21 protein-coding genes are annotated in these 23,107 nt (G+C 32.9%); 10 read left to right on the top strand and 11 right to left on the bottom strand.

Annotation, left to right across the window (positions count from 1 at the left end):
* Nucleotides 1–72: 72 nt before the first annotated feature.
* The 3 genes from RCH19_RS00965 to mutY are packed head-to-tail and all read right to left on the bottom strand — an operon-like array spanning nt 73 to nt 2,918.
* Nucleotides 73–1,368, bottom strand: a complete 1,296-nt coding sequence (locus tag RCH19_RS00965) for a gliding motility-associated protein GldE (protein WP_343021665.1) — start codon at nt 1,366–1,368, stop codon at nt 73–75.
* A 23-nt stretch (nt 1,369–1,391) separates the two neighbouring features.
* Nucleotides 1,392–1,832: a single-stranded DNA-binding protein gene (gene ssb / locus RCH19_RS00960; protein ID WP_343021664.1), complete on the bottom strand. Its 441-nt coding sequence runs from the start codon at nt 1,830–1,832 to the stop codon at nt 1,392–1,394.
* A gap of 45 nt (nt 1,833–1,877) precedes the next feature.
* Nucleotides 1,878–2,918, bottom strand: a complete 1,041-nt coding sequence (mutY, locus tag RCH19_RS00955; protein ID WP_343021663.1) for an A/G-specific adenine glycosylase — start codon at nt 2,916–2,918, stop codon at nt 1,878–1,880.
* 103 nt (nt 2,919–3,021) lie between these two features.
* Here mutY and RCH19_RS00950 point away from each other — a divergent pair, with 103 nt between their 5' ends.
* Together RCH19_RS00950 and RCH19_RS00945 are read left to right on the top strand one after the other, a co-directional pair.
* Nucleotides 3,022–3,342 (top strand): HU family DNA-binding protein, encoded by a 321-nt coding sequence (locus RCH19_RS00950; protein ID WP_262706551.1) that lies wholly within the window; start codon nt 3,022–3,024, stop codon nt 3,340–3,342.
* A 385-nt stretch (nt 3,343–3,727) separates the two neighbouring features.
* Nucleotides 3,728–5,272 carry a ribonuclease E/G gene (locus RCH19_RS00945; RefSeq protein ID WP_121924501.1) on the top strand — a complete coding sequence of 515 codons (1,545 nt, stop codon included), beginning with the start codon at nt 3,728–3,730 and terminating at the stop codon, nt 5,270–5,272.
* 337 nt (nt 5,273–5,609) lie between these two features.
* Here the strand turns inward: RCH19_RS00945 and rpe are convergent, their stop codons facing one another.
* The 7 genes from rpe to RCH19_RS00910 form a co-directional block, all read right to left on the bottom strand.
* On the bottom strand, nt 5,610–6,272 hold the full coding sequence (gene rpe, locus RCH19_RS00940) for a ribulose-phosphate 3-epimerase (RefSeq protein WP_343021662.1): 663 nt from the start codon (nt 6,270–6,272) through the stop codon (nt 5,610–5,612).
* A gap of 543 nt (nt 6,273–6,815) precedes the next feature.
* The gene (locus RCH19_RS00935; protein WP_007137700.1) at nt 6,816–7,679 is read right to left on the bottom strand and encodes a sigma-70 family RNA polymerase sigma factor; all 864 of its coding nucleotides are present in this window, start codon (nt 7,677–7,679) and stop codon (nt 6,816–6,818) included.
* A 325-nt stretch (nt 7,680–8,004) separates the two neighbouring features.
* Complete coding sequence (locus RCH19_RS00930; RefSeq protein WP_343021661.1) at nt 8,005–8,847, bottom strand: Bro-N domain-containing protein; 843 nt, start codon at nt 8,845–8,847, stop codon at nt 8,005–8,007.
* 127 nt (nt 8,848–8,974) lie between these two features.
* Nucleotides 8,975–11,116 (bottom strand): polyribonucleotide nucleotidyltransferase, encoded by a 2,142-nt coding sequence (locus tag RCH19_RS00925; RefSeq protein ID WP_343021660.1) that lies wholly within the window; start codon nt 11,114–11,116, stop codon nt 8,975–8,977.
* Nucleotides 11,117–11,354: 238 nt separating this feature from the next.
* Nucleotides 11,355–11,621, bottom strand: coding sequence for a 30S ribosomal protein S15 (gene rpsO, locus RCH19_RS00920; protein WP_121924099.1), 267 nt, complete (start codon nt 11,619–11,621; stop codon nt 11,355–11,357).
* 115 nt (nt 11,622–11,736) lie between these two features.
* Nucleotides 11,737–12,666, bottom strand: coding sequence for an energy transducer TonB (locus RCH19_RS00915; RefSeq protein WP_343021659.1), 930 nt, complete (start codon nt 12,664–12,666; stop codon nt 11,737–11,739).
* A 58-nt stretch (nt 12,667–12,724) separates the two neighbouring features.
* A complete protein-coding gene (locus RCH19_RS00910) occupies nt 12,725–13,180 on the bottom strand; it encodes a GAF domain-containing protein (RefSeq protein WP_343021658.1) in 456 nt (151 codons plus the stop codon).
* 74 nt (nt 13,181–13,254) lie between these two features.
* Between RCH19_RS00910 and xrtF the strand changes: the two genes are divergently transcribed.
* From xrtF to RCH19_RS00870, 8 genes are all read left to right on the top strand, one after another.
* On the top strand, nt 13,255–13,803 hold the full coding sequence (gene xrtF, locus RCH19_RS00905) for an exosortase family protein XrtF (protein ID WP_343021657.1): 549 nt from the start codon (nt 13,255–13,257) through the stop codon (nt 13,801–13,803).
* Nucleotides 13,781–14,221, top strand: a complete 441-nt coding sequence (locus tag RCH19_RS00900) for an exosortase F system-associated protein (protein ID WP_343021656.1) — start codon at nt 13,781–13,783, stop codon at nt 14,219–14,221. The genes xrtF and RCH19_RS00900 overlap by 23 nt, the downstream gene beginning before the upstream one ends.
* Nucleotides 14,222–14,281: 60 nt before the next feature.
* On the top strand, nt 14,282–15,112 hold the full coding sequence (locus RCH19_RS00895) for an ATP cone domain-containing protein (protein WP_343021655.1): 831 nt from the start codon (nt 14,282–14,284) through the stop codon (nt 15,110–15,112).
* A gap of 41 nt (nt 15,113–15,153) precedes the next feature.
* The gene (locus tag RCH19_RS00890; RefSeq protein ID WP_343021654.1) at nt 15,154–16,509 is read left to right on the top strand and encodes an MBL fold metallo-hydrolase; all 1,356 of its coding nucleotides are present in this window, start codon (nt 15,154–15,156) and stop codon (nt 16,507–16,509) included.
* 53 nt (nt 16,510–16,562) lie between these two features.
* On the top strand, nt 16,563–16,964 hold the full coding sequence (locus tag RCH19_RS00885; protein ID WP_343021653.1) for a hypothetical protein: 402 nt from the start codon (nt 16,563–16,565) through the stop codon (nt 16,962–16,964).
* Nucleotides 16,965–17,038: 74 nt separating this feature from the next.
* Entirely contained in the window at nt 17,039–19,048 is a 2,010-nt protein-coding gene (locus RCH19_RS00880) for a TonB-dependent receptor plug domain-containing protein (RefSeq protein WP_343021652.1), read from the top strand.
* A 53-nt stretch (nt 19,049–19,101) separates the two neighbouring features.
* On the top strand, nt 19,102–19,443 hold the full coding sequence (locus RCH19_RS00875) for a cation transporter (protein WP_343021651.1): 342 nt from the start codon (nt 19,102–19,104) through the stop codon (nt 19,441–19,443).
* A 292-nt stretch (nt 19,444–19,735) separates the two neighbouring features.
* Nucleotides 19,736–20,425, top strand: coding sequence for a VTT domain-containing protein (locus tag RCH19_RS00870; RefSeq protein WP_121924109.1), 690 nt, complete (start codon nt 19,736–19,738; stop codon nt 20,423–20,425).
* Between the two features lie 1,000 nt (nt 20,426–21,425).
* Here the strand turns inward: RCH19_RS00870 and groL are convergent.
* Complete coding sequence (gene groL / locus RCH19_RS00865; RefSeq protein ID WP_343021650.1) at nt 21,426–23,054, bottom strand: chaperonin GroEL; 1,629 nt, start codon at nt 23,052–23,054, stop codon at nt 21,426–21,428.
* Nucleotides 23,055–23,107 lie beyond the last annotated feature (53 nt).

The following is a 23,107-nucleotide window of genomic DNA, read 5'->3' as shown; positions in this document are numbered from 1 at the left end:
AAATTATTTAATCTTACTATTTAAAGAATTAGCTTTTTTACAAACTAGTTAAGATTTGGTAAGAGTTAATGCTTATTCAATCGTTACTTTTATTTGTTTGATTCTTTTTTGATCCACTGTTTCAATTGTGAACAAACAATTTTCAAATGAAACTTTTTGATTCTTTTTTGGAAAGTTGCCTAAAATCTCTAGAATGAATCCAGCAAGTGTTTCTGCTTCTCCTTTTCTATTCTCAAACACTTCTTCGTCGACATCGATAATACGGTAGAAATCTTTGAGGTTTATTTTACCTTCAAAAAGAAAATTCTTTTCATCAATTTGTGAGAAGTTTAAATGTTCGTCGTCAAACTCGTCACTGATATCACCTACAATTTCTTCAATAACATCCTCTAGTGACACAAGTCCTGAAGTTCCTCCATATTCATCTACTACAATTGCTAAATGGCTTTTCATGCCTTGGAAATCTTTCAACAAATTGTCTAATTTCTTGTTTTCAGGGACAAAAAATGGCTCTCTCAGCAATAATTTCCAATCAAATTCATTCGTATTAATATGTGGTAGTAAGTCTTTCACATATAGAACGCCTTCTATCTGATCAATATTGTCTCGGTACACTGGAATTCTAGAATACCCCTTATCTATAATTTTCGGACAAATATCAGCGAATGTTTCTGTTATTTCTAAAGCAAAAATATCAATACGCGGACTCATAACCTGTCTGGTATCAGTGTTTCCAAAACTAACGATTCCTTCTAGGATTTTTTGCTCTTCGGTTGATGAGTCTTCTGAAGTTGTAAGTTCAAGCGCTTGTGACAATTGATCCACAGAGAAATTAGTTTTTTGCTTTCCTAACTTATTGTGTAAATAGATTGTAATTGCACGCATTGGAATACTAATAGGAGAAAGTAATTTATCTAAAAAAGCAATAGGGTAGGCAGCTAGCTTAGCAAATTTTATGTTTTTTCTACTAGCATATACTTTTGGTACCACTTCGCCAAAAAGCAATATCAAGAACGTGATTGTTATAATTTCTACAATGAATTTCAAAGTTGGGTTAACTATTGCTGCAAATAAGTTATCGCCAATGAACGAGAAAAATAGTATTATAGTAATATTGACAAAATTATTAGCAATCATAAGCGTTGCTAATAGTTTTTTTGGTTTTTCTAAAAGTTTGGATATTATTTTTCCTTTCGAATTGTTATCTTGATTTATCTCATCGATATCTTTTTCTGAAAGAGAGAATAAAGCTACTGCTGCACCTGAAAGTAATGCAGAACAAAATAGTAAAGCAACTATTGCTAAAAGTCCAAATGCTAGATCAGTATCGATAGCATTTATAAACGGCAAACTGGGCTCTGGGTCCAAATTAAAAAAGATTAGTTAAACATTTAAAATGGCAAGTCGTTAATTGGCAAGTCATTTTTTTCTGGCTCAAAATTAGTGTTTTTTGTATTATCAGTTGCAGGAAATTGTTTGTTACTTTCACTCTCCTTTTTAGTGGTTAGAAAAGTAAATTCAGTGACTTGAATTTCACTAGTATGTTTAGTGCTTCCGTCCTCACCTTGCCATTGTCTTGACTTGATGCGTCCCTCAACATAAATTTTGTCTCCCTTAGAAAGATATTTTTCGCAAAGTTCAGCAGCTTTATTGCGCACCACTAGATTATGCCACTCCGTAGAAGTGATTTTTTCATTAGTAGTTTTGTTGATGTAAACTTCGTTTGTAGCTAACTGAAATCTACCGATACAATTACCTCCTTCAAAGTAATGCATCTTAATGTCATCGCCAAGGAAACCTATTAGCATCACTTTATTTAATGTTCCGTTCATTGTAAATTGGGGTGTTTAATCAAAGATACATTTTTTTAGAATTATTTAATTTAATTCCTTTTCAATAAAATTATGAATAACTATTGGAAAAGGCAAAGTCTTTAAGGTTTCTTGATTTATTCCGTCTTTAATTAATCCTTCAACATTTACCTTCCAGAATTTAATATGTAAGTGTTGATGTGATAATTTGTGAAGGATGCTTTTTTCATGTGTTTCTGATATACTTGAAATAGTATTTTCTTTAAAATATTCGCTTTGTATTTGCTCAGCAACAAAGTTAAAATCTTCTTCTTGATCGGTCTCAAGTAATGGAAACTCATATAAATTATGCCAAATCCCTTTAGAAGTTCGTTTTTGAATTATAGTGTTTTCACTTTCATCAGATGCTACTATATAATTAAAGTAGCGATTTCGGACTTTTATCTTTTTAGACTTTACAGGTAATTGATCTACTTTCTTCTTCTGCAAAGCCGCGCAACTTCCGTTAAAAACGCAAATAGTACAATTAGGACTTTTAGGAACGCACTGTAAAGCGCCAAACTCCATAATAGCTTGATTAAAAATTGCTGGATTATCTTTTGGCATTAGTTCGAAAGCTAAAGAAGCAAATTCTTTTTTGGCGGAAGCCTGAGTAATATCAGTTTCAATGTCAAAGTAGCGTGATAGTACTCTAAATACATTACCGTCAACAACAGGAACCACTTCATTGTAGGAGAAGGAAGCTATTGCGGCAGCCGTATATTCTCCAATTCCTTTCAATTTAAGTAACTCATCATAGTTATCAGGGAAAATTCCGTTTAAATCAGATGCGATATATTGCGCGGTTTTATGTAAATTTCGAGCTCTGGAGTAATAGCCCAAACCTTGCCAGAGTTTTAACACTTGTTCTTCACTTGCCTTTGCAAGGTCAAAAACAGTTGGAAAAGCAGTTGTGAAAGATAAAAAATAAGGCATTCCTTGTGCAACTCGCGTCTGTTGAAGCATGATTTCAGAGAGCCAAATAGGGTAAGGGTCGGTGGTGTTTCGCCATGGTAAATCCCGCTTATTTTGTAAGTACCATTTTATCAGTAAGTTAGAAAAATTCATGTTTAAATATTAGACTGCAAAAGTAAAAGTTTATGTGATTAAAATTTAATGAATTAGCTTGAATAATTGTTTTTTAAATTCATATATTTGCAACCTCAAAAAAATAGTACAACATAATATAATAGGAAAGAAAATGACGAAAGCAGATATCGTAGCAAAAATTTCAGAGAAACTAGGTCTTGAAAAAGGAGATGTTCAGGCAACTGTAGAGACTTTTATGAATGAAGTAAAAAATTCATTAGAGACTGGGGACAATGTGTATTTAAGAGGTTTTGGAAGTTTTATTGTGAAAACTAGAGCTGAAAAGACAGGTAGAAATATCTCAAAAAATACAACAATAAAAATTCCTGCACACAATATCCCTGCATTTAAACCTGCAAAAGTTTTCGTAGAAGGAGTTAAGACAAATAACGAAGCAAAATAATAATATTAATTAATCATAAAATCGACAAGATATGCCAAGTGGTAAAAAAAGAAAGAGACATAAGGTAGCAACTCACAAACGTAAAAAAAGAGCGAGAGCTAACCGTCACAAAAAGAAAAAGTAGTTTATAACTACTTTTTTCTTTTTAAAAGTTCATTGAAATCGAAAATTAGTATTCAGTCTCCAGTAATTAGTGTTCAGTTTACTGGCCACTTACAGCTGCTTACTGCTAGCTAGTTTTCTCCGGGTACAATGCCTGTTAAAATATTGTTTAATCCATCCTTACAATTCAGTTTTAGCTTCAAGCTGTAAGCCATAAGCCATGTTTTGCTTATCGCCTAGTGCTTATTGCCTATTGCCAAAAAGTTCGGATAAAAATTTACAGATGAATAAAGAATTAATCATTAGATCTAGTTCTGAAGCCGTAGATTTTGCCTTATTAAAAGATGGAAAACTAATTGAATTACACAAAGAAGAAGAAGAAAGCAACTTCCAAGTTGGTGATATTTTTATCGCTAAAATAAGGAAGCCAGTTGCTGGACTTAACGCTGCTTTTGTAAATGTTGGCTATGAAAAAGATGCCTTTTTACATTATCACGATTTAGGTCCTAATTTAGCTTCCCAATTGAAATTCATAAAACTTGTAAGCGCAGGTAAATTAAAAGATTTCTCCCTAAAAACCTTTCAGTTTGAAAAAGAAATAGACAAAGATGGTACCATTACTGATGTATTGAGTTCCAATCAATCTGTTTTAGTACAAGTTGTCAAAGAACCTATATCTACAAAAGGACCAAGAATTAGCGCTGAGCTTTCTCTTGCCGGAAGATTTATAGTTTTGGTTCCGTTTTCTGACCGCGTTTCTATTTCACAAAAAATAGAAGACAAAAAAGAAAAGGATCGTTTGAAACGTCTTGTACAATCCATCAAACCAAAAGGATTTGGTGTTATTGTTCGCACAGTAGCCGAAGGCAAAAGTACAGTAGAATTAGAAAAAGATTTGCAGAACCTGCTAAGCAGATGGACTGCAATGTGTAAAAAATTACCAACTGCTCATCATCCGTCTAAAGTATTAGGAGAGCTTAATAGAGCATCTTCAATATTGAGAGACGTTTTTAATGATACCTTTAGTGGTATTCAAATTGATGATGAAGAGTTGTACAACCAAACAAAGGATTACTTGCAAGAAATTGCACCATCCAAACAATCAATTGTTAAGTTTTATCAATCTAAAGACACTCCAATTTTCGAGAAATATAACATAGAGAGACAAATCAAGACTTCTTTTGGAAAAACAGTATCCATGAGCAAGGGAGCGTATCTTATTATTGAACATACTGAAGCGTTACACGTTATCGACGTGAACAGCGGAAACCGTTCTAATAAGGCAACCAATCAGGAAGATACAGCAATGGAAGTGAATATGATTGCAGCTGCTGAAATCGCTAGACAATTGCGTCTACGTGATATGGGTGGTATAATTGTAGTTGATTTTATCGACATGTCTAATCCCGAAAATCGTAAAGTCTTGTTCGATTTCTTGAAAGAAGAAATGAGCGATGATAAAGCAAAACACAAAATCTTACCTCCTAGTAAATTTGGATTGGTCCAAATTACAAGACAAAGAGTAAGACCAGAAGTAAATATTAAAACTAGAGAGGAAGATCCTAACAATGAGAGTGGCGAAATTGAAGCGCCAATTCAAATCATTGATAAAATCAATTTTGATCTAGAAAGAGTATTAAAGAACCATAAAGATGTTGTGCTTAATGTACATCCATTTGTGGCCGCATACCTTACCAAAGGTTTTCCATCATTACGTTCAAAATGGTTTCTTGAACATAAAAAGTGGGTGAAAATCATACCTCGTGATGCTTACACGTATTTAGAATATCATTTCTATGACAAAAAAGAAAATGCTGTTATAGATTAAAACAAAACCGCCTCTCGCAAGATTGGCGGTTTTTTTGTGTCTTGTTGTCACTACTTTTTTTCAACCTTTCAACCTATCGAATGCTATTTCTAAGTTTCTAAAATAAATTATTAGTGCTGTAATTTTTATTTTTAGGAGCTATTTCCAGCTATACACTATATCTTTTCCTTCTCCTAATGAGGCGATGGAAAAGGATGCCGCTTCTATCTGGGCTAGGGCCTAAATTACGCAAAATAAAACTTTTTCTGTATGACGATAATATTTATGCAGAGGTAGCTAACTATTAAGCAAGTTAACAACTGTTGTAAACTAAAAATGGCGCTATAAGCGCCATTTTCTAGAAACTAGTAAGTTCTTTTAAATCGTGTATGGTTTGCGTTGGATTTTCGGCTTTAAATACAAAACTTCCAGCAACTAGAACATCAGCTCCAGCTTCAACGAGTTGTTTTGCATTTTTATTAGTAACACCACCGTCAACTTCTATAAGTGTAGTAGCTCCTGTTCTATTGATTAATGCTTTTAGCTTTTTAACTTTAGCATAAGTATTTTCGATAAAAGATTGCCCTCCAAAACCTGGATTTACGCTCATGATGCAAACCAAGTCAATATCATTTATTACATCCTCTAGTAAATCAATATTAGTATGTGGATTGATAGCAACTCCTGCTTTCATTCTTTCTGCTTTGATTGCTTGTAAGGTTCTATGAAGGTGAGTGCAAGCTTCATAATGTACGCTTAATATATTTGCACCTAATTCAGCAAATGTTTTGATATAACGATCAGGATCAATTATCATTAAATGAACATCAATGGTTTTAGTAGCATGTTTAGTAATTGCTTCTAAAACTGGCATTCCGTAAGAAATATTAGGAACAAAAACACCGTCCATGATGTCGATATGAAACCAGTCAGCTTCAGACTTATTAATCATTTCAATGTCACGTTGTAAATTTCCAAAATCAGCTGCTAATACCGAAGGTGCAATAAGAGTATTTTTCATTTGTGTTGTTGTTTAATCTGTAGTTGAATCAGATTATTAAGTTGTAGTTTCTGCAAAATTAGTTTATTTAAAACGATTGCGAAAGTTTTTTTGTAAAGACAAAAATTTCCTTTATTATAAAAGCTCAATGTTAGTAAGTAATGGCTGATAGGTGCGAAAATTGTTTGTTTTTATCCCAATCAATTAGTATTCGAGGGTTTACCCGAAAGGCCAAGAAATCGTTACAAAAGAGAGCAACAAATGAAGATTCTTCCTTCGTCAGAATGACAAAGTTGGAGAGCTATGATTGCCATAATTACATGGTTTGCGATCCATATTATATTTTCTTGAATCAACTTGATTTTAATAGCAATGTGTTCATAATTCCACCTTCGGGGGCTAGGGGGATAAAAAAGCAAAACTCCGGTAATCAGCCGGAGTTTCAATCATCAATCAAAAAACGAACAGTCAATCAAACTGTTGTTCACTGTAAAAATCATAACATTTAAAATTCCAAATCCCATTAATTAGAATTTGGAATTTAAAAATTTTGATTTTATATTTTTATCCTAAATAAGTTTTAAGAATTTTACTTCTTGAAGTATGTTTCAATCTGCGAATTGCTTTTTCTTTAATTTGACGAACACGCTCACGAGTCAGGTCAAAAGTTTCTCCAATTTCCTCTAAAGTCATTGGGTGTTGATCACCTAAACCAAAGTATAAACGAACAACATCAGCTTCTCTTGGAGTTAATGTCTCTAATGAACGCTCAATTTCAGTACGTAACGATTCGTGGATTAATTCTCTATCTGGATTTGGAGACTCACCTGAACGTAAAACGTCATAAAGGTTAGAATCTTCTCCTTCTACAAGAGGTGCATCCATTGATAAATGACGGCCAGAGTTTTTCATTGACTCTTTTACGTCATTTACAGTCATGTCAAGTTCTTTTGCAATTTCCTCAGCAGACGGTGGACGTTCATTAGATTGCTCTAACAAAGCGTACATCTTGTTGATTTTATTGATAGAACCAATTTTGTTCAAAGGCAAACGAACGATACGAGATTGCTCAGCAAGAGCTTGTAAAATCGATTGACGAATCCACCAAACTGCATACGAAATGAATTTGAAACCACGTGTTTCATCAAAACGTTGTGCTGCTTTAATCAATCCTAAGTTTCCTTCGTTAATTAAATCAGGAAGAGTTAATCCTTGATTTTGGTATTGTTTAGCCACCGAAACAACGAAACGTAAATTAGCTTTTGTCAATTTTTCTAGGGCTTTTTGATCCCCAGCCTTAATTTTTTGAGCTAATTCTACTTCCTCGTCAGCTGTAATAAGATCAACTTTTCCAATTTCTTGTAAATATTTGTCTAATGATGCAGTTTCACGATTCGTTACCTGCTTGGTGATTTTAAGTTGTCTCATGTTTTTGTGTCCTCAATTTTTAAGTGTACAAATAGTTATACGTACAGAGTTGCAAAAAAGTTACAATAATTTGAAAAGAATTTTTTAATTTTTAATTGTAGTGAGTTTAAGTATGGGCATTACCTGCGGCCCGGGCTATGCGCACTCGCTTTATTGTTTCGCTGCGCTTCACAATAAGAGCTCAAACAATTGCTTCTATCCCTAATGCAAAATAGAGATGTGATCATGTTTTTTTTTATTCGAAGTCTTGCCGGTATTTTTTAAATCTTTTAAATGTGAGAATGCTTCTTGTTACCGACAGTTTTATTTCAAAAATACCATCTTGCTATTGTTCTTTTTCCTCAATTAAATTATGGTCTAAAAGTTTTTTTGCTGATAAAGCACTCACTACTTTTTTGCCTGTTCTAGATTCTAATTCTTTTAAAGCTACTTTAGCGACATTACCGCCTTGTTGGGCTACTTTTTTGCTTTCGCCAAAAGTTTCTGGATTTACTGCTTGGGAAATATCTTTGGTTGAAGCTTCGGCTAGCATGTTTAAGATCAATTCAGTGTTGGTCATATTATCACGAAGATTCTCTTTTTTCAAACCTTTAAGGATTTTATATTCTTTGGTTGTTTTATCTGACCAAGCTTTGGTAATAATATCAGTTAGAATGGCAAATTGAGCTCCTTCTTTTAATCCTTTACTTTTCCATTCATCAGTTAATTCTTTTCGAATTTCAATACTCTTTAAGCGTTGATTAATCCAGTTTTCAGAATAACCTAATTGTAGATAATACTCTAAAGCACGATCTATTGAAAGTTCCGGGTCTTGCATTTCGTCTAATCTTTCGCTGCCGACTTTTGCTAACCAAAGCTTAAATGGCTCTGCTTTAGGAGATGGAATGGACTGTATTAGTCTTAATAGATTTGTAGTATCAATACAATCAGTTGCATATTTTTTCCCATCTTTCGCTGCAAATTTCAGTTGTACGATATTTTCGTACAACTGACTTCCTTCTTTAGTAAGTTTCTTTTTTAAATCTGTCCAGTATCTTTTTGGGATAGTACTTTCGGTCAATATTTCTACAACATCCACAATAGAAAAATACCATTTTTCATCCTCTTCATTCCATATTGAACGTATTTGTTTCTCTTCAAATAATTTCAAGGCAGTTTCTTTTGTCATGTTGTTGCAATTTTGAATAGTAAATATAATAAATTATCATGCAGTTTTATACATAAACGAAAACCCCAATTCAACTAAATGAATTGGGGTTTTCTATAAATAAACCTTTAGTAAACTTAAGATCTGATTACTCTTTTCTTTCCTCACGTGGAGGTCTTGGTAAAAGTGCTTTTCTTGACACTTTTTCTTTTCTAGTTTTTGGATCCATACCTAAGTACTTCACTTGGAAAACATCGCCCATATTTACAACATCAGCAACATTTTCTGTGCGTTCCCACGCTAGCTCAGATACGTGTAACAAAACTTCATTTCCTGGAGCTGAAGTATATTCTACAACTGCACCAAAATCTAACATTTTGATTACTTTCACTTCGTAAGACTCATTCATTTGAGGTTTGAAAGTGATTGATTTAATTTTAGCTAATACTGCTTCAATTCCAGCAGGATCAGTTCCTAAAATTTCAATAACTCCTTCTTCAGTAATTGGATCTTCGTTGATAACAATAGTAGTTCCAGTAGCTTTTTGTAATTCTTGAATTACTTTTCCACCAGGTCCGATCAATGCACCAATGAAAGCATTAGGAATTCTTCTTGTAATAATTTTTGGAGCGTAAGCTTTAACATCTGCTTTAGGAGATGCTAAAGTTTCGATTAATTTTCCAAGGATATGCAAACGACCATCACGAGCTTGCGCTAATGCTGCTTCCATAATCTCATATTTCAATCCGTCAATCTTGATGTCCATTTGACAAGCAGTGATACCTACAGAAGTTCCAGTTACTTTAAAGTCCATATCTCCTAAGTGATCTTCATCACCAAGAATATCAGACAATACAGCATAACGATCTCCGTCAGTAATCAATCCCATTGCAATTCCAGAAACTGGACGTATCATTTGAATACCAGCATCCATTAATGACAATGTTCCAGCACAAACAGTTGCCATTGAAGAAGAACCATTAGATTCTAATACTTCAGAAACAACACGAATAGTATAAGGACAATCAGCAGGAATCATATTTTTTAACGCTCTTTGCGCTAAATTTCCGTGACCAACTTCTCTTCTTGAAGTTCCTCTTAGTGGACGAGCTTCTCCTGTTGAAAATGGCGGAAAGTTATAATGCAAGTAGAATTTTTCTTCTCCTTGTTGAGATGGTGAATCAATTTGGTTTGCTTCTCTAGAAGTTCCTAAAGTTGCTGTTGCCAATGCTTGAGTTTCTCCACGAGTAAACAAAGCTGAACCGTGAACAGATGGTAAGTAATCTACTTCACACCAGATATCTCTAATCTCAGTAGTTTTTCTTCCGTCTAAACGAGTTCCTAAATCTAAAGTTACATTACGAACTGCTTCTTTGTTAGTTTTGTAAAAGTATTTAGAAACTAAATCGCCATCAACTGCTAATTCTTCTTCTGTGAACAATGCTTTTACTTCTTCTTTCACTTCTGCAAATGCAGCAGTACGTTCTTGTTTAGAAGAACCTTTGCTTGCAATAGCATAAATTTTATCGTAAGATGCTGCTTTTACTTTAGCGTACACTGCTTCATCTTCCCTTTCTCCTTCGTAAGTACGAACTTCTTTTTTACCAAAAGCACCTTGCAAACGCATTTGTGCTGAAATTTGGTTTTTAATGTGTTCGTGTGCAAATTTAATTGCTTCTAACATTTCAGCTTCTGAAATTTCTTTCATTTCTCCTTCTACCATTGCGATAGAATCCATAGAAGCTCCAATCATCATATCGATGTCAGATAATTCTAATTGAGCGCGACTTGGATTGATGATGAATTTTCCATCAACTCTTCCAACTCTAGCTTCAGAAATTAAAGTTTCAAAAGGAATGTCAGATAATGCTAAAGCTGCTGATGCTGCTAATCCTGCTAATGCATCTGGCATAACATCGTCGTCATGAGACATTAATTGAATCATAACTTGTACTTCAGCGTGGTAATCACTAGGGAAAAGTGGACGTAAAACACGGTCAACTAATCTCATTGTTAATACTTCGCTATCACTAGGTCTTGCTTCTCTTTTGAAAAAACCACCTGGAAAACGACCAGCTGCAGCAAATTTTTCACGATAATCTACCGTTAAAGGTAAAAAATCAATTCCTGGACTTGCTTTTCTTGAAGAAACTACTGTTCCTAGAATAACTGTTTTTCCAATTCTAATTACTACAGATCCATCAGCTTGTTTTGCTAAACGACCTGTCTCGATTGTGATGTTTCTGCCATCACCTAAATCGATACTTTCTACAAATAATTGTGGAATCATAAATTTTAATTATTAGTTAAACATGGGTTTTAGTTGTGTTGTAGTTGTTGTTTTGCGTAGTTAATGCCTAAAACCCAATGAAAAACCAAACTTTTTTTTATTTGTCACTTCTGTAAAGATAATGACTTTGCGGATGAGCCTGAAATATAATCCCTTTTGTGTCAGGACTTAAATTGTATTATTCGACTCTAAATTTTAAAATAAAAAAGAGGCACTTACGCACCTCTTTTTTTATTGATTATTTTCTGATATTCAATACTTTGATAATTTCACGATATCTGTTGATTTCAGTCTTTTTCAAGTAATCCAACAAAGATCTTCTTTTACCTACTAGCAATACTAACGAACGCTCTGTATTATAATCGTGACGATTTTTTTTCAAGTGCTCAGTTAAGTGGCTAATTCTGTAAGTAAACAAAGCTATTTGAGCTTCTGATTTTCCAGTGTTTGTTTTTTCTCCGTGTTTAGCGAAGATCTCTTCTTTAATCTCTTTAGTTAAATACATTCCAATATTTGTTTAATGATTTTTATGTATGTCATACAGCTATTGTAAGACGGATGCAAAAGTAATACAAAATTTTGAATTGACAATTACAATTAAAGAGTTTTACTTGGTTTTTCTAATTAGATGCTGTTACAGTAATTGGTAAGCTGTGTTCTATTGCTGTGGGTATGCCTCTAATTTTTGCAGGAATCCAAGAGCCACAGTTTTTTAATACGTTTAGAACCTCCTTGTCAATATTTTTATCAAGTCCCTTGAGAACTTTTAAGTTGCTCAAACTTCCGTCCTTTTCAACTGTAAATGAACAGTAAATATTACCTGAGATTTTATTTACTTTCAGAGCTTGTGTTTTCATCAATGCTTTATAAATAGCATTCTGAAAATCTTGTTTTCCTTTTTTTGGTTTCGCTTGTTCAAGCAATAGCTTATACGATACTGATTTTCCAGTTGAGTCAACTATTTTACCAGAAATAAATTTATCATTCTTGTATGAATCACTAAACTTTAAGCCATCGTACTGCGCAGAACCAGTCCATTCGCCATCTTTTAGTCCGTTTTTAACTTGTCCTATTATATGAATTCCTGTTATGTCAAAGGTTTGGTATTCCCCATTTCCATCAATTACTTTATGTTGACGCTCTTTATTCCAAAATTGAACTATCTTATAATCTTGTTCAAAACCTCCGCCATTGTCAATATGTTCAATTTCAGATTCAATAGTTCCGTCGTCAAAAAATCGAAATTCTTTTCCAATTATTCTATTGCTTTTGTAATTTGAAATTGATTTTCTAGAACCATTTTCGTAATAACTTATCGATGTTCCGTCTATTTGAAGCGTGTTTTTACTACTAGAGGAGCATTTCATTTTGATGTTTCCAGATTTGTAGTAATCATTTATTTCATAATGATCGCTGTCAGAGGAGTAGTTTCTAATAATTCTATACGAAGTATGATGATCCTCTACTGTTTCGTTTCCAGATGAATCGAGGAAGATTTTTTTACTTAAAATTTTAGGTGCTTGCGAGAATGCTAAAATTGTACTGAACATTAGTATAAATATATAGAGCTTTTTTTTCATATTCAGTTATCAAAAGGACTATAACAAGTTAATAAAGCTCTGCGATCTCTTGATTAACAAATTCTAAGAAACGCTCATCTTCTTCTGTGAAAGGATTTATAACATGGCTATCAATATCGATTTGCCCTATATTTTCACCATTTACAAATAATGGAACCACAATTTCAGACTTTACCGTAAAACTACACGCTATATAATTGTCTTGAGCAGCCACATCCGGCACAACAAAGTTATTGTTAGAAATTGCCACTTGTCCGCATATTCCTTTTCCAAAGGGAATCACAGTATGATCTGTTTCTGCTCCTACATATGGTCCTAGATGCAATGTTTTTGTTTCGTGATTAGCAAAATAGAATCCCACCCAGTTATAATAGGAGATAGAATCACTTAATAGTTGGCAAATGTTTAGAAGCTTTTCGTCACGTGAAAGGCTGGTGTTTAAAGTTATTTCGGTTACTTTTGGTTGTAATTCTTGAAATGTCATCGTTTTGTTTTTATTTTGTAAAAGTATTTAAAGTAATTTCAAATAATAAATAAATTCGTTTAAAATAACAGCCTTTGAAAAAATATTTTATTCAATATAAACCTTTTTTAATTTTTCTCTTTAGCTTTTTTTTGACTTACATCATTCTCACTGCTATTTATCAAAAGTATCTAAATAGTTTTGACGAAAATCAAACAGATTCTATTACTAGTATTGTCGGAAAAAATACGGAGCAAGTGTTATTGTTTTTTGTAGCTGATTCTTCAGTAGAGCAAAGCATTGGAAATCCGTATATGAAGTTGTTTTTTAAACAAAAGTATGTCGCTAGAATAGTAGAGGGTTGTAATGCCGTAAGTGTTATTATTTTATTTATCTCTTTTGTGATTGCTTTTTCAGGAAAAATAATTCAAACTGCGCTTTTCGTTTTTGGCGGAAGTCTTCTCATTTATATTTTAAATGTAATTCGAATAGCCGCATTAAGTGCTCTCATTTTTTATTACCCTGAACATAAATCGGTGCTGCATGAAGTGCTTTTTCCGTTGTACATTTATGGTGTAGTTTTTATTCTGTGGCTTATTTGGGTCCGTAACTTTTCTAAATATGCTTCAAAAAATAATAAATAACAAATTCAGAATTCTACAACTCCTGGCTCTGGTTTTTTTATTAGTGCTTGTTCGCGCTTTTGAAAACGAATTGTTTTACGATCCCCTTTTAAATTTTTTCAAGAAAGATTTTACAAATTTAGATTTACCACAATTTGATTTCGCCTTATTGATGGTAAACGTATTGTTTCGATATGCGCTTAACACCGTTTTCTCACTTGGTGTCATTTACATTCTATTCAAAGATATTTCGATGATAAAGTTTGCGCTTTTTGTTTATGTTTTTTTCTTTGTCATTTTTGCGATTGGTTTTTTCTACATCGTATATTTTAGTGGTGAAAACCAGAATTGGATTTTGTTCTATATTCGAAGGTTTCTCATTCAGCCTATTTTTCTACTATTGTTTATTGCAGGATTTTATTATCAAAAACAGAGATAAGCAGCTTTTAAATTGTATCTTTATTCCGTATAATTTGCTTATTATCAAATTTATAAAAGTATGAAGATAGTTAAACATTCAGGTCTCATTGTCGAGTTCAATCCATCAAAACTTAAAAAATCGCTCTTAAAATCTGGCGCTAATTCAAAAGTAGTGGACGGTATCATGAAACAAATTGAAGGCGAGATTTATGAGGGAATTTCCACAAAGCAAATTTATAAAATGGCATTTGCCTTGCTAAAGAAAACAGCTAATTCGCATGCAGCACGTTATAATCTTAGAGAAGCAATACGATTATTAGGTCCGGCCGGTTTTTTTTTCGAAAAGTATACAGCGCGACTTTTTGCCTCTGAAAATTATAAAACTTTGACTAATATGACCTTGTTTGGTAAATGTGTTTCGCATGAAATAGATGTCGTTGTTAAAAAAAGTGACATCATTTCTATGGTAGAATGCAAATTCCATATGGGAAGGGAAGCTGCTTCTGATGTAAAAGTTCCTATGTACATCTTGTCTCGATTTAACGACTTGAAAGATAGACATCATCCTATTTTTACAGAAAGAGATATGATTTCAAAATGCTGGATTGTTACTAATAATCGATTTACTAAAGATGCTCTAGATTTTGGTAAATGTTCAGGATTAAATTTATTAAGTTGGGACTATCCGCCTGATGATAATTTAAAAACTAAGAACGATTCTAATGCTCTTTATCCTATCACGTGCTTGACTACATTGACGCTCGCTGAAAAAGATAAGCTTCTTGTGTTAGACATTATTTTAGTTCGAGAAATAGTTGCTAATTCTCAATATTTGGATAAAATAGGGTTAAGCCCTAACCGAATTAAAAACGTTTTACGTGAAGCTTCAGAGTTATGTCGATACATTTAAAAAAAAAGTAAATACTAATTTGTTTTAATAAAGTCAATACTATGAAAGTTACATTTATAGGTGGTGCAGGAACTGTAACCGGTTCAAAAACGTTAATAGAAAGTAAAGGAGTTCGTATTTTAATCGATTGTGGACTATTTCAAGGAATAAAACCATTGCGAGAAATGAATTGGGATCCGTTACCTGTTTTACCATCTACAATAGATTTTGTCTTATTGACACATGGTCATTTAGATCATTGTGGTTGGCTGCCAAGGTTAGTTCATCAAGGTTTTAAGGGGAAAATTTATTGTACCAGTCCTACTAAAGATATAACCAAACTTATTCTTCTTGACAGTGCTAAAATTCAAGAGGAAGAAGCTGAGAAAGCTAATAAAGGAAAGTATTCTAAACACGAAACTGCTGAAGCTTTATATACCGTAGACCAAGCAGAGAAAGTATTTCCTCTTATTAAAATAGCGAAACTGAATGAGCCAATTCCTTTAGACGCAGAAATTGAAGCAACATTTACTACTGCAGGACATATTCTAGGTGCATGTACGATTGCATTGACGCTCGAAAATAAAACACTAGTTTTTTCAGGAGATGTAGGTCGAGATGATGACGTTCTTATGTTTGCGCCAACTAAGCCAAAAAAAGCCGATTATGTTTTTCTCGAAAGTACGTATGGTAATAGACTTCACCCACATTCAGATACTAAATTAGAATTAGAAAAGTATATTAATAACGCAATCGATAGAGGCGGAACTGTTATTATTCCAAGTTTTGCAGTAGAGCGTGCGCAAACAATTATGTTTTTACTATGGCAACTAAAACAAGAAAATAGAATTCCTAATGTTCCCTACATTATAGATACTCCTATGGGAATTAGTGCATTGGAGATTTTCAGAGATAATCCAACTTGGCATAAATTGTCTCCTGCTGAATGTGATAAAGTGGGTAAAATGTTTTTATTAGTTTCTGATTACAAGGAAACAGATGAAATAATTTTAGACAACCGACCAAAGGTTGTTATTGCGGCGAGTGGTATGATTACTGGAGGTAGAGTTTTAAGCTACTTGACTCATTACATCGTAATTCCAGAAACAACTATAATTATGGTTGGTTATCAAGCAGAAGGAACGCGAGGAAGAAAGTTACTAGATGGAGCAGAGGAAATAAAAATTTACGGTCAGTACTATCCTGTAAAAGCCAATATTGTAGAAATTGGAGGATTATCAGCACATGGAGATCAAAAGGATTTACTGAATTGGTTGTCTAAATTAGAAAATAAGCCAACTAAAGTTTTTCTTGTTCATGGCGAAAATCAACCTGCAGATGAATTGCGTATAAAAATTCAAGAAAAATATGGCTTTGAGTGTAAAATACCTTTAATAGGCCAGGAATTTGAATTGTAATTTTTAACAATGTTTTTAGTTTTGGAAATCACTTAAATGATTAATTTTGTAAAATGAAGTTTAAAAAATGCACTAGTTTATTTTTAGCTTTCCTACTATTGGTTTCCAATATAGGACTAGCTTTTAATGTGCATTATTGTGGTGGAGAAATTGAATCCATTTCGGTAAAAACCGCCATTCTTCATAAAGCTAAAAAATCGTGCTGTGTAGAGAAAGCTATTGAAGACGAAAGTTGCTGCAAGGACAAAGTAGTAAATTTTCAAAAAAAGTCGGATAACACTATTCTAAAAGTCTTTTCATTTGACGCTCCTTTTACTTTTCTATTTAGGGAATCACAGCTTGTTGGTTTTGCTTTTGTAGAAGATAGTAAAATTGCTAAAGTTACCTCTTACTTTTTTGAGGCTAATGCACCACCACTTTTTAAGTTGTATAGCCAATATATTTTTTACGCCTGATTTTAATGTTTTTAAAAGCTAAATCACCAATTGTGGTTTAAATCTACTTTTTATAAACATTAAATAATTTTAAAATGAATAAAATAGCAATGCTTTTCATTGTGATTTGTGTGTCTATTCCTGCGTTCTCTCAAGAAAACTTGAAAGAGGTAAAAATCACAAAAAAGCGAAAAGGAATTCAAAAATCATTTACCGTAACAGGCAATACTACAATTATAACAAGTAAGGAATTGCTGAAAGCAGCTTGTTGCAACCTAGCCGAAAGCTTCGAGACAAATCCGTCGATTGATGTCAACTTCACAGATGCATTGACGGGAACTAAGCAAATTAAAATGCTTGGACTTACAAGTCCTTATTTGATGATAACGGAAGAAAATGTTCCCGCAGTTCGTGGAGCATCTCAGGCCTATGGATTGTCATTTACGCCCGGAACGTGGGTGGAAAGTATCCAAATAACAAAAGGTGCTGGAAGTGTGGTTAATGGTTATGAAAGTATTTCTGGCCAAATCAATACTGAATTAATTAAACCTATCAATGACATTCCTTTTTTCTTGAATGCTTACGGTTCTACAGATTCTCGTTTTGAATTAAATACTCATTTCAACACTAAAATTTCTGAAAAATGGAGTAGTAGCTTATTCCTTCATGGAAATACCAGAGTTGCAAAAACAGACATGAACGATGATGGATTTTTAGATAATCCTCTAGCGAAGCAAATTAACGTTCTTAATAGATATCAATATTACGATGAGGAGAAAGGATTGGTAAGCTTTATCAATTTCAAGTATATGAATGATAAAAAACAAACTGGTCAATTAGATTTCGATAAGAACAGAGATAGAGGGACAACTAATTTCTGGGGTTCTGAAATTAATACGGAACGATTTGATATTTCAACAAAGGTTGGTTATGTTTTTAAGGATCTGCCGTATCAAAGCATTGGATTTCAGAATGCATTTAATATTCATGATCAAAACTCTTACTTTGGATTAAATCAATACAATATAAAGCAAAGTAGTTATTATTCGAATTTAATTTTCAATTCGATAATTAGCAACACAATGAACAAATTTGCTACGGGTTTGAATTTCACGTATGACAAATACCAAGAATTTGTAAATGTAAATGACTATAGTAGAACAGATAATTCTGTTGGAGCTTTTTTCGAATACACCTATGATAATGATGATGATTTTAGTTTAATTTTAGGAGGGAGAATTGATAATCACAATCGTTTAGGAACATTTATAACCCCGAGACTTCATGCGCGTTACAATCCTTGGGACAAGGGCGTCTTACGATTTTCAGCTGGAAGAGGAAAACGATCTGCTAATATTTTTGCTGAAAACCAACCTTTATTTGCAAGCTCTAGAGTCTTTGAAATTTTAGATTCGAATGGAAAAATTTATGGATTAAATCCTGAAATCGCGTGGAACTATGGACTGAGTTTTGCTCAAAAGTTCTCACTCTTTGGAAAAAATGCAGATGTTGGTTTTGATTTTTATAGAACAGATTTTCAAAATCAAGCGGTAGTCGATTTAATGCAAAGTCCACAGCAAGCTTTATTTTACAATTTGAAAGGAAAATCGATCGCTAATACGATGCAGCTTGAATTTAATTATGAATTAGCAAAACACTTTAATTTGCGTTCTGCTTATAAATTTTATGATGTGACAACTGATTATCTTTCTGGAAATTTTCAAAATCCATTGCAGGCAAAACATCGCTTTTTTGGAAATTTAGAATATGAAACTCACATTGGTAAAAAAGGGAAACAGTGGAAATTCGATTATACATTTAATTGGATAGGAGAGCAGCAGTTACCTAACACCATGTCAAACCCAATAAATGATCGTCTTCCAGAATTTTCGCCTTCATTTTCGTTGATGAATGCTCAAATTACTAGAACATTTTCGTCAACTTTCGAAATGTATGTTGGTGGAGAAAATATTGGAAACTACCGACAAGAAAAGCCAATTCTAGGTAGTGAGAATCCTTTTGGCTCCACTTTTGATGCTACAATAGTGTATGCACCAGTTTTTGGTCAAATGTATTATGCTGGATTGCGATTTAAAATAAAGTAATAAGAAAAGTTCAATTATAAATAAGTAAAATAAGTAAAAAAAGTAAAAAAAAGATGAAAAATTTAATAGTAGTATTGTTAGTGTTCTTAGCTGGATTTTCAGCTCAAGCACAAGAAAAAAAGAATAAAAATGCGAAATACGTTACCGAGGTAAATGGTAATTGCGAAGATTGCCAAAAACGAATTCAAAAAGCTGCTTATACAGTTCCTGGCGTAAAATCAGCATCATGGAATATTGAAACGCACGAGCTGAGTTTGATAATTAACGAACAAAAAACGACGGCTCTGGATGTGAAAAAAGCAATTGCAAATATTGGTCACGATACTGATGAAGTTAAGGCATCCAATGAGGTTTATGAAAACCTGCATGAGTGCTGTAAGTATGAAAGAGATTAATTTTTAATCATAAAATAGTAGTAAAACCTACTTACATTTCCATTTGGTTATGAAGTAGGTTTTAAACTACTTTTCTTTGATTTTTTTTAAAAGTTAGGGAGAATTTAAAATTTACCGATTAGCACTATTTAAGTATATTTAAAAGTTCGATTGTTCAATATTTGTCTAGACAAGTATGAGTATTCTTAACTTTATAGCGTTAATTAAATTTTAAAATAGAGTATTAAATTGTTGATGAGGTAAATAATTCTTACTTTCACACGCGAATAAATTTTGCTTAAAAAACCTTAGAATGAACGATTTTGATTGGAAGAATTTAATAGACCCACTTTTTTATATTCATTTTGATGTTAATGGAATTAAATTGGGCATTTATATAGTTTTATTTATTGTATTTGCTGAAACTGGGCTTTTTGCAGGTTTCTTTCTGCCAGGAGATAGTTTGTTGTTCTTAGCTGGAATTTACAGTCGTGAATTAATCGAGAATATTTTAATAATTGAAAATGATTTTCTTAATGTATTACTTCTTGCTACGCTTGTAGCTTTATCTGGTATCTTAGGAAACATTGTTGGTTACTGGTTTGGATCAAAAAGTGGTTATTATTTATACAATAAGGAAGATAGTTTTTGGTTTAAGAAAAAATACTTAGTTCAATCAAAAGATTTCTTTGAAAAGTATGGTGGTAAAGCGATAATTTTCGCTCGTTTCCTTCCAATATTTAGAACTTTTGCACCTATAGTTGCAGGGATTGTTTCGATGGATAAAAACAAATTTATGTTTTACAATATATTAAGTTCTTTTATCTGGTCATTCACTTTAATTTTTGCTGGACATTATTTGTATGGCTTTTTACTTGAGAACTACGAGATTGATTTAAAAAAGCATATTGAGTTAATTGTTTTGATCTTAGTTGCTATAACAATTTTACCAGTGATTTATAAGTTTAGTAAAAAATCTAAAACGCAAGATCTGGAAAATTAAAAATTATAAAATATTGAAAAACCGTCTTAAATTTCTTGAGGCGGTTTTTTTTTGTGGCTTGTTTTTAATTTTCAAATGGTGATAAAAACAACGTTTTTTTTTTAGGTTAATAACGGGTTAATGTTTAACGGATTAAAAGAGCTATATCTTGTTATAAATTTGGCTTTTTGTTATTTGTCTGCTTTCATTTTTGGTCACGAATCGCAAATCCACGGAATATTGAAGGAGATATTTCTTGTAATTCCGCGCCATAGTTAATTTTTTATTTATCTTCTAAATATGATAAGTGATGATAATCTAAACAAACCTATCATCAAAAGTAAGTAGCCAATATTTTTTCAAAACCATAAGATCGCTAAATAACCTTGGAGGTTTTTTAGAAAATCTAATCACTAATCCTATAATAATCAATACAATGGAAAAAATAAAACTGACTATCATAATACCAAATTTATATTTATTTAAAAATTAAACGAAACGCCTCCAAAAAAGTTCCTATTGCAAAAATCGCTACTATAAACGTCACACAATAAAGAGAGATTCTGTTTCCCCATATTTTCCATTTTGTATAGTCTGTATCTCCATATTTTTCTTTAAGTATTTCCAAATTATGAGAACTTAATTTGTGAAATAAATATATAAATCCTACGAATAAAAAACCTTTAAATAATAAGAACATTATATATTTCATAATTTAGATACTTGTTAGTGAGTACATTGGATAGAAAAGACTTTTGATAGAATGATTATTTATATTACCTCGATCGCTGAGATATTTTCACAGTGTGGCTGATGGCGAAGAATTATCCTGGTAACTTTGGAATGTGCCCGCTCCAATTATTAACCAAAAAAAATTTAATATAACAAATTCCAAGTGATACTCTAATCTAACATAATTTCTTACAGGACTAAAAAAATAATCTATCGTTGAAAAAAACGCACAAAAAAAACCGTTCTGATAGAAAATCAGAACGGTTTTGTATGAAAATTATAAATAATATTACATCATTCCTGGCATACCTCCACCCATTGGGTTTCCGCCACCATTATCTTCTTTGATGTCAATTAACGCACATTCAGTAGTCAAGATCATTCCCGCAACCGAAGCAGCGTTTTCTAAAGCTACGCGAGTAACTTTTTTAGGATCAATAATTCCTGCTAAAAGCATATCTACATATTCATCAGTTTTTGCATTGTATCCAAAATCTCCAGTTCCTTCAGCTACTTTTGCAACCACAACTGAACCTTCAAGACCTGCATTTTCAACAATAGTTCTCAATGGTGACTCTACTGCGCGAGATACAATTTGGATTCCTGTAGCTTCGTCAGCATTATCAGGCGTAATGCTACTAAGGGCGTTTTTAGCTCTTAAAAGTGCAACACCACCACCAGCAACAATTCCTTCTTCAACTGCAGCACGAGTTGCGTGAAGTGCATCGTCAACTCTATCTTTTTTCTCTTTCATTTCTACTTCAGAAGCAGCACCTACATAAAGAACAGCAACTCCACCAGCTAATTTAGCTAAACGTTCTTGCAATTTTTCTTTGTCATAATCAGAAGTTGTAGCATCCATTTGACCTTTAATTTGGTTTACACGATTTTTGATCATGTCAGCCTCACCAGCACCGCTTACAATTGTAGTATTGTCTTTGTCGATAGTTACTTTTTTAGCAGTACCTAACATTTCGATAGTTGTGTTTTCTAAAGTATATCCTCTTTCTTCAGAAATTACAGTTCCACCAGTTAAGATAGCGATATCTTCTAACATTGCTTTTCTTCTGTCTCCAAAACCAGGTGCTTTTACAGCAGCGATTTTTAAAGCTCCACGTAATTTATTTACTACCAATGTAGATAATGCTTCACCATCAACATCTTCAGCAATAATTAATAATGGTTTTCCAGATTGAGCAACCGGCTCAAGAACTGGTAATAATTCTTTTAATGAAGATACTTTTTTGTCATATAAAAGGATGTACGGACTTTCAAGTTCTACTTCCATTTTTTCAGAATTGGTAACAAAGTAAGGTGAAAGATATCCTCTGTCAAATTGCATACCTTCTACAACATCAACGTAAGTGTCAGTTCCTTTAGCTTCTTCAACAGTAATTACACCTTCTTTTCCAACTTTCGCGAAAGCAGTAGCGATTAATTCACCAATTACTTCGTCATTATTAGCAGAAATAGAAGCGATTTGTTTGATTTTTTCAGAATCGCTTCCTACTACTTTAGCTTGTTTAGCTAAGTCAGCAACAATAGCCTCGACAGCTTTGTCAATTCCGCGTTTCAAATCCATTGGATTTGCTCCAGCAGCAACGTTTTTTAAACCTTCTTTTACAATTGCTTGCGCTAAAACTGTAGCAGTTGTAGTTCCATCTCCAGCTAAATCATTAGTTTTTGAAGCTACTTCTTTAACCATTTGAGCACCCATGTTTTCCAATGGATCTTTCAATTCGATTTCTTTTGCAACAGTAACACCATCTTTAGTAACATTTGGTCCACCAAAAGATTTTCCAATAATTACATTACGACCTTTTGGTCCAAGAGTTACTTTTACTGCATTTGCTAATGCGTCAACACCACGTTTTAATCCGTCACGTGCTTCAATATCAAATTTTATATCTTTTGCCATTTTTTTTTCATTGTGAGGAGTTGCGAGGCACGAAGCAAAGCAATCTCATTCTC

This window comes from Flavobacterium sp. PL12, assembly GCF_039123485.1.
Lineage (GTDB): Bacteria > Bacteroidota > Bacteroidia > Flavobacteriales > Flavobacteriaceae > Flavobacterium > Flavobacterium weaverense.
This window is presented reverse-complemented; position numbering and strand designations above follow the sequence as displayed.